The 13,301-nt window shown below is 41.3% G+C and carries 9 protein-coding genes; 1 reads left to right on the top strand and 8 read right to left on the bottom strand.

Features of this window, described 5'->3' with window-relative positions; genetic code table 11:
- Window positions 1-26: 26 nt before the first annotated feature.
- From V6R21_RS04240 to V6R21_RS04225, 4 genes are read right to left on the bottom strand one after another with little or no spacing between them, the layout of a single operon-like run.
- Window positions 27-1,103, bottom strand: coding sequence for a SusE domain-containing protein (locus tag V6R21_RS04240; RefSeq protein ID WP_334241190.1), 1,077 nt, complete (start codon window positions 1,101-1,103; stop codon window positions 27-29).
- A gap of 27 nt (window positions 1,104-1,130) precedes the next feature.
- The gene (locus tag V6R21_RS04235) at window positions 1,131-2,588 is read right to left on the bottom strand and encodes a glycoside hydrolase family 30 protein (RefSeq protein WP_334241188.1); all 1,458 of its coding nucleotides are present in this window, start codon (window positions 2,586-2,588) and stop codon (window positions 1,131-1,133) included.
- A 12-nt stretch (window positions 2,589-2,600) separates the two neighbouring features.
- Window positions 2,601-4,079 carry a RagB/SusD family nutrient uptake outer membrane protein gene (locus V6R21_RS04230; RefSeq protein ID WP_334241186.1) on the bottom strand — a complete coding sequence of 493 codons (1,479 nt, stop codon included), beginning with the start codon at window positions 4,077-4,079 and terminating at the stop codon, window positions 2,601-2,603.
- Between the two features lie 15 nt (window positions 4,080-4,094).
- A complete protein-coding gene (locus V6R21_RS04225) occupies window positions 4,095-7,046 on the bottom strand; it encodes a SusC/RagA family TonB-linked outer membrane protein (protein WP_334241185.1) in 2,952 nt (983 codons plus the stop codon).
- A 355-nt stretch (window positions 7,047-7,401) separates the two neighbouring features.
- Here V6R21_RS04225 and V6R21_RS04220 point away from each other — a divergent pair, with 355 nt between their 5' ends.
- Window positions 7,402-10,227, top strand: coding sequence for a helix-turn-helix and ligand-binding sensor domain-containing protein (locus V6R21_RS04220; protein WP_334241183.1), 2,826 nt, complete (start codon window positions 7,402-7,404; stop codon window positions 10,225-10,227).
- A gap of 482 nt (window positions 10,228-10,709) precedes the next feature.
- Here V6R21_RS04220 and V6R21_RS04215 read toward each other — a convergent pair whose 3' ends face one another.
- The 4 genes from V6R21_RS04215 to V6R21_RS04200 all read right to left on the bottom strand — a co-directional run bounded on the left by V6R21_RS04215 (window position 10,710) and on the right by V6R21_RS04200 (window position 13,292).
- Complete coding sequence (locus V6R21_RS04215; protein ID WP_334241181.1) at window positions 10,710-11,261, bottom strand: HD domain-containing protein; 552 nt, start codon at window positions 11,259-11,261, stop codon at window positions 10,710-10,712.
- Complete coding sequence (locus V6R21_RS04210; protein ID WP_334241180.1) at window positions 11,261-11,773, bottom strand: GNAT family N-acetyltransferase; 513 nt, start codon at window positions 11,771-11,773, stop codon at window positions 11,261-11,263. The genes V6R21_RS04215 and V6R21_RS04210 overlap by 1 nt, the downstream gene beginning before the upstream one ends.
- Before the next feature lie 105 nt (window positions 11,774-11,878).
- On the bottom strand, window positions 11,879-12,745 hold the full coding sequence (locus tag V6R21_RS04205) for a cation diffusion facilitator family transporter (RefSeq protein ID WP_334241178.1): 867 nt from the start codon (window positions 12,743-12,745) through the stop codon (window positions 11,879-11,881).
- Window positions 12,746-12,854: 109 nt separating this feature from the next.
- Window positions 12,855-13,292: a DoxX family membrane protein gene (locus V6R21_RS04200; RefSeq protein WP_334241175.1), complete on the bottom strand. Its 438-nt coding sequence runs from the start codon at window positions 13,290-13,292 to the stop codon at window positions 12,855-12,857.
- Window positions 13,293-13,301 lie beyond the last annotated feature (9 nt).

Raw genomic sequence — 13,301 nt, 5'->3', positions numbered from 1 at the left:
CCACCCAACTCTTATTTATCCAACTACTAATTCTTCACAAACTGGTAAGTCCCTACACTGTAGTCTTCTGACACAGTGATGGTCACTGTATATTCTCCATCTTCGGTGATACAGGTGAAGTTTTCGCCACCACCGTTAATCAGGTTTCCTGAAAGTGCGTCTGGTGTTTCTGTTCCAAGCTGTATGTCCCAAGGAGAGTTAAACTTCATCTCATAACCTGCTTTTAGTGTAGCAGTCAGAGTGAATGTATTTGGTGTTTCATAGGTCATCAGTAACTCATCTCTGCCATCCCAATTTTCCCAATGGAATAACTTGATGTTGTAGTACTTCCATGACACAATTGTATTATCAAAGTCAAGGCTAATCTGATATAGCTGATCCTTTGCGACAGTAAATGCATCAGTTCCACCTTCTTCAAAGCTGATACTCCCTTCTACCTTGTCGCCATCAGGAGATGCAGTAGTTCCAATTGCTTCAGACAATGAGTAGTTCTTACCACTTTGGTCTTCTGCTGTATTCAGGGTATATGATTTACCTGCTGACAATGACAGGTATCCTTCTGAGATGAATGAGCGACCATCTTTTGTCAATGCTTTGACCATTTCTCCGTCTTCAAACAAGTACAGTGATGAAGGCATTGCTTCTGTCTCAAATCTCGTTACAGAGAATGCTTGAGAGTCTGTCGTTAAGGTTTCCATGCTGTTTGCTACAACTGTCAGGGCTACTTTTGTAGTGGTTCCCACTTCCAGTCCTGCTGTTGAAAGAGCATCATCCAATTCGGCATGCGAAATACTGATAGAGGTACCCTTGCCTGCATTATCTGATGCTTTCTCAAACCAAATTGTTTCAGTATCATTCTCAGGGGAAACCAACACTTTGTAAGTCACCAGATAGCCAGCTGTTGACTGGGCTGCATTCCATTTTACGGTGATAGGATCAAGCGCCTCTTCTGAAAGTGTAATGGTGCTTCCAGCCAAAGTTGCATCCAAAGTTGGTGCACTAAGTGTCCAACCTCCAATAGGGTCCATTGTATCGTTGTCCTGGCATGAAAACCCTAGAATCAACAGGGCTGCATATGCCAAAAAGGTTGTTATCTTTTTCATCTGAAATTCTATGTTTACAGTGATTAATTATTCCCAAAGCAGTGTAACCGCTGATGCACCTTCCAAAGCAACACTGAACTGATTCTCGCCTACCAGCACATCTGCATTGACAGTAGTCGCATTGCTGTTAAACAGTACCAGTACCTTACTGCCATCTTCATTGATAAAAGCGATATGCTCAATGCCTTGTCCTCCTTGCAGCGTGGATTTCACCCGCTCTGCTCCCGGACGGACAAACTTGCTCATATGTGCCAATGCGTAATACTCCTCATTGTAGGCCACTGACTGATCTGACTTGATTGTGACTACTCCTCTACAATCCTGACAACCTCCGTTTGTTGGTCCGTGGTTTTCATTCAAAGCCAAGTTCCAAAGGAGTGCATTCTTGGACCAGTTTTTCCCTGTTCCAATAAAGATGTTGGTCATCATCCATTGTAGGTTGCTGCCGAAATCAGTCGCCCATTCACCTCCAGACACTTCCGTGAAGTACAGTCCCATGTCAGGCTGAGCAAAGTGCACTTGCGACATGCTGCCAACGCTTCCTGCATATGCATGGAAAGCAGACCCTGCCACGTACTTTCTCACATCAGCGTCTTCCAGAATAGTGATTGGGTAGTCAGCCCTGTCAAAATTGTGATCATACAGGATTACTTTTGTCGTCAAAGAGTGCTCTTCGAAAAGAGGACCAAGGTAATCCCTGATAAACACCAGTTGCTCTTCAGCTTCCATCTTCATGGTTGGATACCCTGATGTCTCATGTAGTGGCTCATTCTGAACTGTAATAGCATCGATATGAATGCCTTCACTAGCATATGCCTCAATGTATTTAGCAAGGTAAAGTGCATAGGCACCATACCACTCAGACTCCAAAGAGCCTCCACCTAAGCTGTTATTGCTCTTCATCCATGCAGGAGCACTCCAAGGGCTTGCCATGATCTTGATATCAGGGTTTACCTCCAATATTTCTTTCAATACAGGAACAACCTCTTCTTTGTCCTTTGCTATTGAAAACTGAGACATTTCGGGGTCTGTCTGTCCTGCCGAAAGGTCATTGTATGTGAAGTCTGAAAGTGAAAAGTCTGAGGCACCTATGGTCAATCGCAAATAGCTAATGCCAATACCTGAATTGGGATCAAATAGTTGGGTAAGTAACTCAGCACGTTTAGCCGTGCTGAGTCCATTTTTGATCATATAAGCAGATGAACCAGTCAGTGCAGCCCCATACCCATCAATTGATTGGTATTTTTCAGAGAAATCTACTGTTATAGATGTTCCTGAAGAGGTTGAAGCACTGTATATATCCACGTCATCCAGCTTTTGGAAAAGCCTGCCTTTACTTCCACTGGTCACCCAAACAGAAGCATTTCCTACCACCTCACCTTTATCTTCAGAAGGTGGTGGCGCAACTTCCCATGACTTCTCAGAAGAACAAGCCACCATACTCGCCAATGCTGCTACTGCTATATATGATTTGATTCTGTTCATTATGTTTGTCTGTTAGTTTTGCACTAAAGCTGGGTTTCTATCCAGTTCCTGTTGAGGAATCGGCAACAATAGATCATCTTCTGTTGCATTGTAGTTCACCTTCTCTCCTGTTCTCAAATCAACCTCATTCAGATTGTTCATCACATCCAACACTACTCCGTTTCGAATAAGGTCATCCCAACGCTGGGCTTCCTGTGCTAACTCCAATCTTCTCTCATTCAGGATAACTTTTTTCATAGCTGCCTGATCATTACGATCAGCGGCATCTACCAGCGCCAAACCAACACGGTCACGAATTTGGTCTACCAAATCAGCAGCCCCAGCAGGATTCCCTAACTCATTCAGTGCTTCCGCCTTCATCAGGATAATATCTCCCAATCTGAAAATATACTGACGGTCAGCACTTGCCCAACCACTTGCATTTTTCCATTTGTAAGCAAAAGGAATCTCTGAATTGATCTCGTTGTTCCAGAATTCATCCACCCATGGAGCAGATTCAAAAAGTACTGTTGCATCTTTCCTTACATCGTCTCCCAATGCATCATATGCATTGATCAGGTCATGAGAAGGCGTTGTAAACTTACGCCAAGTATCGCCAGAGACAGATGGTGGCAGGTGCATCTGAGGAGCCCAGTTACCCTCATTGCTTCCCAAAAACTGCACTTCCATAATAGACTCTGCATTGTTATAATGGTTTCCATCAAACAAGTCTGCATAGTTGCCAAGCAGTTGGTAACCTGCGCTGCTGTTGATGACTGCATCTGCATACTGCTTTACTTTGTCATAGTCTGGAGATGACTTCTGTGCATAAACTTTGCATAACAAGGCATTGGCAGCTCCTTTAGTTGCTCTTGCCTTATTCACTGAAGCATCGGCACCATATGTATCAGGCAGTCTGGTAAGTGCTTCTTCCAAATCTTTAATGATTTGTGCATATACCTCTGCTTCTGTGCTTCTAGCCACATGGATATCTTCTGGCTCAACAGACTTAACTGTCTCCAGCATCAGTGGTACACCGCCAAACATCTTCACCAAATTGTAGTAATGGTAAGCTCTCAAGAAGTAAGCCTCGCCTATCACTTGTGCTTTACGTTCACCTGAGAAAAGCGGGTCTTCTACCTGTGGAGCTCTCTCCAACACTACATTTGCTTTCGCTATAGCATTGTATATGTTACCCCACATATTTTGGATACGTGAGTTGGTTGGTGTAATATTCAGATAATCAAAGGCAAAAATCTCCGCATTATCACCTCCTGCATAGTAGTTATCTGAACGCACATCCTGAAGCAATACATTGTCCCATGTATAATAGTCTGAAGACTGAAAAGACTCATATACCCCTACAAGGGCAGCTTCCACTTGTGACCCTCTTGTATAAGCATTGTCCTGTGTCTCTTGTGAGATTGGCATCAGGTCCAATTGTTCTTCACATGAGCTCAATCCTGCACATGCCAGTATTGAGACACCGTATATAAAATTCTTGATATTCATAATGAGTGGTTTCTATTAGAATGACACATTAACACCTAAGATGAGGTTACGAGACTGAGGATAAGTACCAAAGTCTACACCTGAAGCAATACCATTTACTTCTGGGTCATAACCCGAGTAATTCGTCCAAGTGAATAGGTTTTCACCAGTTGCATAGAATCTCAAACCAGATAGGTGAAGCTGGCTAGCCACTGTAGCTGGCAAGTCATAGCCAAGTGTAATAGCCTTAACTCTCAGGTATGAACCATCTTCCACAAAGCGAGTAGAGATTCTTGAGTTGTCAGTACTTCCCCAAACAGCTTTAGGTACATCTGTTACATCTCCCGGTTGTCTCCAACGGTTAACAACACCATGTGTCTGGTTTTTCGCATCAGTCATTCCTTCTGTCTCAATACGTGTAGCATTGAAGATGTCATTACCTTGCGAGCCTTGCAGCATAATTGACAGACTAATTCCTTTGTATGAAAGGTTGTTGGTCATGCTGTAAATAAAGTCAGGGTTCGGGTTTCCGATAATTTGACGGTCATCAGCATCTGGCGTAAATGTGCTTTCACCATCTTTGTTGATATAGTAGACCATACCAGTTTCTGGATCCACACCACCTGCTACATAACCATAGAATACATCAATTGGTAACCCTTCACGAGTCAAGGTTACATATCCCCTGCTTGGTACTTCTGCTTTAAAGAACTCTCCTCCTTGTGTATAGTCCACTACGTTTCTGTTAAAGGAGATATTGAAGCTTGTTTCCCAACGGATTTCATTATCCATATTGATAGAAGATACTTGGAATTCAAGACCTTTGTTGGTCAAGCCACCAACATTTTGAATGGCAGATGAGAAACCTGTAGAAGTCGGGATTGGCGCATTCAGTAGAAGGTCAGATGTCTTTTTGTAATAAGCATCAGCAGTGATATTCACTCTTCCTTCGAAGATTGCCAAGTCAACACCAATGTTGGTTTGCTCTGTCTCTTCCCACTTCAGGTTGCGGTTTTCGATAGAAGAAGGGTAGTTACCAGGCATAGCCTGTCCTCCGATTGGGTAGTTAGCTCCTCCACCGATTTTACCCAAATATGCATACGGGTCGATGTCCTTACCTACAATACCCCAACCAGCTCTTAGCTTCAAGTCAGAAACAAGGTCATTGTTTTTCAGAAAGTTTTCTTCAGACAATCTCCAACCTACGGATAACGAAGGGAAGTATCCCCATCTTTTACCAGGACCAAATGCACTTGAACCATCCGCTCTGAAGTTGACAGTCATCAGGTACTTATCATTGTAATCATAGTTCAAACGACCAATAAAGGAAGCATTCGACTTTTCACTTTTACCAGCTGTTGCAGTAATGATTTCAGAACCAGCACCAGGAGTTGTGATATTGTCACTTGAGAAGTTTCTACGCTCAATTGAGTTGTTTTCCCATCTGTACTTCTGATAAATAGAACCAACCAATGCCGTTACCTTATGGTCACCGATACTCTTTGAGTAAGTTAGTGTATTGTCAAAAATCGAGTAAGTGTTGAAGTTAGTATTGTTTCGTGAAATACCCTTCATGGCACGTCCATAACTAGTAGTATATGGATCAAGGAAGTAATCATACATTGATGAGCTCAAATCAACGCCCATATTTGACTTAAACTTCAGGTCTTGAAGTAATGATAACTCAGCATACACATTACCAATCAGGTTACGGTTTTTGTAGCCTCTGTCAGAACCATCTGTCGCTGAGATAGGGTTTTCCCAGTTCTGGAATGGATTGCTGGTAAATGAGCCATTTTCGTTGTAAATCCCAATATTCGGAGGTGTAGTAAGCATACCTAGAATTACACCACCTTGATTCACAGCTTGGTTATCGCTTACATCAACATCTGAATAATCCGTATAGCTCAAGCTTGTTCCTACCTTTATCCAGTTATTAATTTCCTGATCCAAGTTCAACTTGAAGTTAAGGCGCTCCATCTCTGAGCTTCTGATTGAACCAACCTGTTGTGTATAGCCACCTGAGATATAATAAGTAGTACCTTCACTTTTACCTGCTACTGACAACTGGTAATTCTGCGATGTTCCGTTTTGGAATACCTCATCTTGCCAGTCTGTGTTAGCTTGATATTTTGACCAATCCGTAGACTTGCCCATTTCCTCCATCAGGTCACGGTATTGTTCAGCATTCAATACTTTCAGTTTTTTCCAAGGAGATGAGAAACCTGTATATGCATTGAACTTAAACTGTGGTTTACCAGTCTGTCCTCTTTTAGTAGTGATCAGCACGACACCGTTGGCACCTTGTGTACCATAGATCGCTGCCGAAGATGCATCTTTCAGGATCGAGATGCTTTCAATATCAGAAGGGTTAATAGAACGTGTATCCGAAACCGGAACACCATCCACTACATATAATGGCTCACTGCTTGCAGATAATGAGTTTGTACCACGGATTCGAACACTCAAACCAGCTGAAGGCTTACCTGATGTAGACACCACCTGAACACCAGCTGCCTGCCCTTGAAGCAGGGAACCCATATTAGCTTTCACACGGTCGTCCATGGCTTCACCATCGACTAAGCCCACAGCCCCAGTAATGTCTTTCTTTTCCTGTACACCATAACCTACAACCACGACTTCCGTCAGTTGCTCAAGGTCTGCTTCCAGTTTTACGTTAATAACCTTTTGGTTACCAACCATCAATTCTTTCTTCTTGTAGCCTATGTAAGAGAAAACCAATGTTCCTCCTTCAGGAACATCCAATAACTTGTACCTACCATCCATATCTGTAATGGTACCGGTTGAAGTGCCTTTCACCAAGACATTTACACCGATCAACGGCTCTCCCGTATCAGTATCATTCACCGTCCCTGTTATTGATGCTTGCGCATACAGTAAGGAAGGAGCAACTACACTGAACAAGCCAGCTAGGCAGATGATGAAAGTGTATTTCATCAAAGTGCTTTTGGTAATTATATGCTTCATACATCCAAATTTTTAAGTGCATAAAAAATTCGTTGTAAAGATTACACTTAGTCGAACCACCCGACAAAGTTTCGACTACACTTCTGTTTCTTTTGCATGAAAAAGAACTACACTTCTATTACATCATAAAATCATATCATTCTGATAAACAGGTATATAATAAATTTTATTTTGAATTAAACTTTAATGTGATTGGGAAAAAATGTACATTGAACATCTAAATATTGATTAAGTGTTTTTTACAGTCATAATGACTTTGTATTGATAGATTATGAGATTATCTCTACTCCTTTTAAGTACCTTTTTTTGCCTTTGTAATTTTGTGTGTGCTTCCTCTCTTTCAGATGAATACACAGTGAAGGGGATTCCATCCGTTCGTTACTTTTCAAAGGGGGACTTCGAAGCCGATCACCAGTTTTGGGATGCCTGCCAAGGGCAAGATGGGGTGATGTACTTCTCGAATAATGATGGTGTAATTGTATATGATGGAGAAAGGTGGCATAAGGTTCCTCTTCCCAATCACTCTTCAAGCCGATGTTTAAGCATTTCAGATAACGGGACTGTATATACTGGAGGATACAACCAACTGGGGATTATTGTAAAAGATAATTTAGGCAACTACCAATATGAATCTTTGGTAGACAGCTTACAGCTAGGGAAGGAAAAGCTTGAAAATGTATGGAAAATACACACTTATAAGGAAAAGGTATTTGTAAGGACTTTTAAGCAATTGATCATTATAAATGGCAAGAGCACAACGGTCTTACCGGCAATCCAGAAATTCAAGTTTTCGTACTTCCTCAATGGGCATTATTATGTACAAGAAGAAGGTGAAGGCATCTTCAGGTATGATGAGGAACACAAAAACTTTGAGAAGCTGATTGATGATCAGCCTTTTCAAAACCAGTTGATGGTTGGATGCCACGCTCCTGCTGGTAGTCGCTACCATTATTTGGTTTCAGAAAAAGGATATATCTATCGGTTTGATCCCAAAACAAAAGAATTTGAGCTGATCAAAAAACTGTTGGGTACTGATGACCGTGCAAGCTACTCCTTGCTATACAAAGAAAACCAGATATTGATCGGGACACTTAATTCTAAAGTAATTTCCTATCATATAGACCTAAATGATACCCTATCTTCTGTCAATCCTTTTCAGGAACTGAAGGCAGAAGCGGTTCACTCGTTGTACCTCAATCAGCAAGATAACCTTTGGGTCATGCTCAATAATGGGCTCAATTTTGTGGAAATGGATGCCCCTATCAAAACCGTATTTGACAAGGCTTCCGTGTATGACCTTAAAGAGCAGTACGGCAAAATCTATCTGGCTACCAACAAGGGCTTATATTACAGTTCACATTCCCAAAAAGGCAATACCTATCTTCCTGCTTTTGAAAAGGCTCACAACATTGGTGGGCAGGTTTGGTCATTGGCCAGTATTGGCGGAAAACTCTACGTCAACCACGACAATGGGCTGTTCCTGATTGAGAATAATCAAACCAAAAGAATTGGTCAAGTAGAAGGCGTCTGGAAAACAATTCCATCCCAACAAGGTGGAAAATACTTGATATGTACCTATAGCGGTATCTACACAGCAACACTCAATGATTCAGGACAGCTACAGGTTGAACACAAAATTGAAGGGTTTGAGGAATCTACGCGTGATATTCAACCTGCTTCTGAGCCAAATACGTATTGGGTTTGTCACGGTTACAAAGGGGTCTACCGTATCCATATGGATGAGGAGCTTTCGAGGGTCACTTCGTTGGAGCATTTCACAGAAAAAGACGGACTTCCTTCCATTTATAATATCAATGTGCACATTTGGAAGGGAAACGAAGTGTTTACAACCAACAGCGGTACCTATAGTTTCAACACCCAAAAACTGACTTTTGAACCCTTTAATTCTTTGAATGAAATACTGGGTACAGATAAAAACATCAGACAGCTGATTGCCTACAAAAGCCTCAACTGGTTTATCAAAGACGATGAGCTTGGGTATTTCAGGGAAGGAGAAAAAGAGTTGCATACGGATTTGTTTGCCGCCTTTAAAGGTAGCTTCAATAGAAGTATGGAAAAAGTGGTTCCCCTTTCGGACAATCAAGTACTGGTGGGAACAAGGTCCGGACTATACCTCGCAAGTATTCGAGCACAAGAGAATTTGGGCAATATCCCTACTGTGATCACCAATATTCGGTATGAATTCGACACCACCACACGAGTGCTACCCACGTCAGGGGAACAGCTATATAAACTGCCGAACCAGACTCGTCAACTTAGGATAGAATTCAGCTGTCCTCAACTGCTGGACAAAGGAAATATCCGCTACAGCTATAAACTCGATGATATTGACCAAAACTGGAAAGAGTGGGATGAAACTTCGTTTGCCGCATACAATTACCTCAGGGCTGGCACCTATACATTTAATGTAAGGGGAAAAAGTCCAACTGGTGAAATTGCGCATGCAACTTCTATCCGTTTCCAGATTTTACCAAAATGGTATGAGACAACTTGGGCTATTGTTGCCTTTATATGCCTTTCCCTATTGATTGCTTACCTAGGCTTCAGGCAACTGCGAAAGAATTACAGGGTCAAGGAACAGAAAATCAGGGCAGAATCAACAAAGGCCCAAAAACTACTTCAACTCGAACTGGAACAGCTCAAGCTTACGCAAGAAAAACTTCAGATCAGCCAAGCCAAGGAAGCGTTGGAACAGGATGTTATAGATCAAAGTAAGGAGCTTGTCAACTTTACGACTTTGCTTGCCCGTAAAAATCAGGTTTTTCTGGAACAACGTGAACAGCTACAGGAATTTGAAAAGCAGATCAACAATGAAAGGAACAGGAAAGTAATCAAGCAAATGATCCGTACGCTTAACATTCACCTTGCTGAAGAAAAGCACATTCAGGTGTTTGATGCTGAATTTGAACGGATACACAATGATTTCTTCCACACACTCAGAGAACAGTTCCCTGAACTGAACCAACGTGAGCTTAGGTTATGTGCATTTATCAAAATGGACCTCACCAACAAAGAAATAGCACCACTACTGAACATCTCTACCAGAGGTGTTGAATCTGCAAGGTACCGTCTGCGCAAAAAGCTTCAGATGAGTCATGAAGATGCCTTGGCTGATTTCCTGAAAAGCTTTATGGACCAACCACAACACGGGGATTCATAACGTGCAAAGCTTTGGGAACGTTTCCAATAACGGTTTTTAAGCAGAGGTATAATTGAAATCGGAAGTTTTAAACGCATCGATGGTTTATAGGTTCAACTCCTTTGGGGTCGGATAAATGTGATTTACTTATACCTAAGGCTACTATTGTTCAATCCCTTCGGTATTATTTTCTCTTACAGCAAACACCGTTTCAGAAGGAAACAAACCATATTAGCTCCAGATGGAAATCTGGATTTGACAGCAATCAATCTATCATAACCCTGAAAGGGTTGAACAGGGTAACAGGATCATTTAGTACCTCATAATATGAGAAAGGATTAGAGTAGGAAATCTCTATTCCAATTCAATACTTGCTTACCTGAAGTATATTGAAATAAAAAGCCCCTTGCTTTCAAGTATTCAAGAAGATTTATGCAAAACGTAGAAAGAATTTATTGATGGAGTTTCTTACTCCCCATCTATGCACGATTGATGCTTTTCAGTTAAAGGGTATCTTCACTCCAATATTTTTGATATTCGCTTATTTTGGCTGCTAATCGCTGGTCTAAAAATTTATTAAAACCTGAAAGTTCCTGATGGATTAAAGTAGCTTCTTCCCAATATTTTTTAATTTTTTCTGTATTCCAATGCTTTGGCGGTTGCTGAAGATTCGTGATTCTATCTGCTAGTTTAACAAGGCTGACCTCCTTGTAAGATTTCTTGATTCTTCTTAAGCTGTCTGCCATTTTCTCCTGCTTGTCAAGAATATCATCATCCTTTGTCAGGGCTTTAACACCTACACCGATTTCATCCCCAAACAGCTCTACCAATTCAGACTCACTGGTTTTGGTATCTTCCAATACATCATGTAATAATGCCAGCTGAACCGCTGTATTGATCTCAAAATTGGCCTCATTTTGATAAGCCACCATCACTTCCATCGCCACATTGGAAAGGTGTAAAAGGTAATTGGCAGTAGTTCCAGGCACCAATTGATCACAATGTTTCTCACCTGCAAACTTGATGGCTCTCTGATAAACTTCCTGTTTTAGCATCATATTTTGTTTTTGATCATCAACTTGGCATCCAAATATTGGTCTCCTAGTTTAAAATATTTTTTCATAAAGCCATATTCCTCAAACCCCAGTTTTTGATAAGCCTGTGTCGCTACCTTGTTAGCTGCAATTACTTCCAATATAATTTGCTCAACACCCAACTCTTCGAAAGCATGGTACATTACCATAGAAAGTAATGCTTTTCCAACTCCTTTTCCCTGATACGCTTTTGCCACATACATCTGGACTATCTTACCTCTGTGACTGGTCCTTTTCTTAAACTCCCGTAAGAATCCACATAAACCAATACAAGTATCTCCATCAAATGCGCCAACCACAAAATTATGTTGATCTCCTTCTTTCAAGTAAAGATCAAAAAGAAAGTTTTCCTTTTGTTTTTCCTCTTCATAAGTCGTAGCAAAACAATCAGGAAATTCTAATAGACACTGTAACCTTGCCTGATGATATTGAGCTATATCTGCGTGACTTAACTTTCGGTATGTGATGTTCATCTTTATCAGGGAGTTGAAAAAACTAAATGCAAAAAATAGCCAGAAGGCTATTTCGATGTTAATCTATAAGAAAAACTGTTATCAAAAAAGTCCCTAAGTCCCAATTCAATTCGGCTCAACATGAATCAATACATGATCCAGGTTAGGGATTTCTTCGCATAAGTAATCCTTCAACTGGTGGGCGATATCATGTCCTTTTCTTACAGAAATTTCCCCATCAACTATCAAATGCAAGTCCACATGGTATTTCATCCCTGCTTTACGTATAAAGCACTTTTCTGTTCCTAGAACACCCGGTACATTCGTAGACTTTTCACGGATTTCGATCAGCAGGTCATCATAAAGGTGCTCATCCATGATTTCTCCCAAAGCAGGACGAAAAATCAAGTAACTGTTATACAGGATAAAAGCTGAGGCAAACAGGGCCGCCCAATCATCCGCTGTCTCATAACCTTCCCCAAAAATAATGGCAATTGAAATTCCGATAAATGCCATAACCGATGTGATGGCATCACTTCTGTGGTGCCAAGCATCTGCCTTCAGTGAAGTACTGTTGGTCTCTTTGCTCTTCTTGATGACGATCTGAAATGAGATTTCTTTCCAGAGTATAATTCCGCCCAGTACAATCAGTGTCCAAGGTTTAGGCGTCTTGTGTGGCGTAAGGATATGCTGAACACTTTCATAAGCGATTATAGTAGCAGAGGTTACCAAAAAAGCAACCACAATAAAAGTAATGAGCGGCTCAATCTTACCGTGTCCGTAGGGATGGTTCTCATCTGCTGGTCTTTTGGCATATTTGAGTCCCAACAAGACCAGCAGAGAAGAAAAAATATCTGTAGTTGACTCGATAGCGTCGGCAATCATCGCATAGGTGTTCCCGAATATACCGGCAAACCCCTTGATTAAGGCCAAACTCGTATTTCCGATAATACTGAAGTATACCGTCTTGATTGCTTTCTGCTCGTTACTCATTTTTATGTCTGGTTGTTATGCTATTATCAGTCTAAGCATTTAAAGACCCCAAAGATAGCAACTTCTTCACCCCTAAGACAAATTTTGAATTGAAGTAACAAGGTTCCAATTATTTACCTATCGACTGATCAACACTCCACTCATATTTAGCAACTGCCGCCAACAGAAACGCACCCGCTGCTGCTGTAAAAACAGAATAATCAAATGGTGCTTTTGCGCCCAAAAATACAAACATGGATAAGGCAAAAACAACCAATAGCAAAGCACTTCCCAAAGCCGCAAGTCTGGTCTTAAAGCCAATGATCAATAGAATACCAAAGAGCACCTCTGCTACTGTAGCAACAGTTCCTGCAATATCTGACAAGGCTCTACTCATATAAGGAACCAACAGGTAGGTGTAGTCTAAAAAGCTACTCCAGTTTCCCCATGCAACCGATGGTTCACCTTGTGCTCCCCACATGCCAAAGCGATCTGCAACTGCACTTAGAAAGCTGAAACCTAATGCAAGACGTAAAAAAAGCTGCGCAAATTTTGCTGATTTATCCATATTTAATCT

This window comes from Limibacter armeniacum (assembly GCF_036880985.1).
Classification (GTDB): Bacteria; Bacteroidota; Bacteroidia; order Cytophagales; family Flammeovirgaceae; genus Limibacter; species Limibacter armeniacum.
This window is presented reverse-complemented; position numbering and strand designations above follow the sequence as displayed.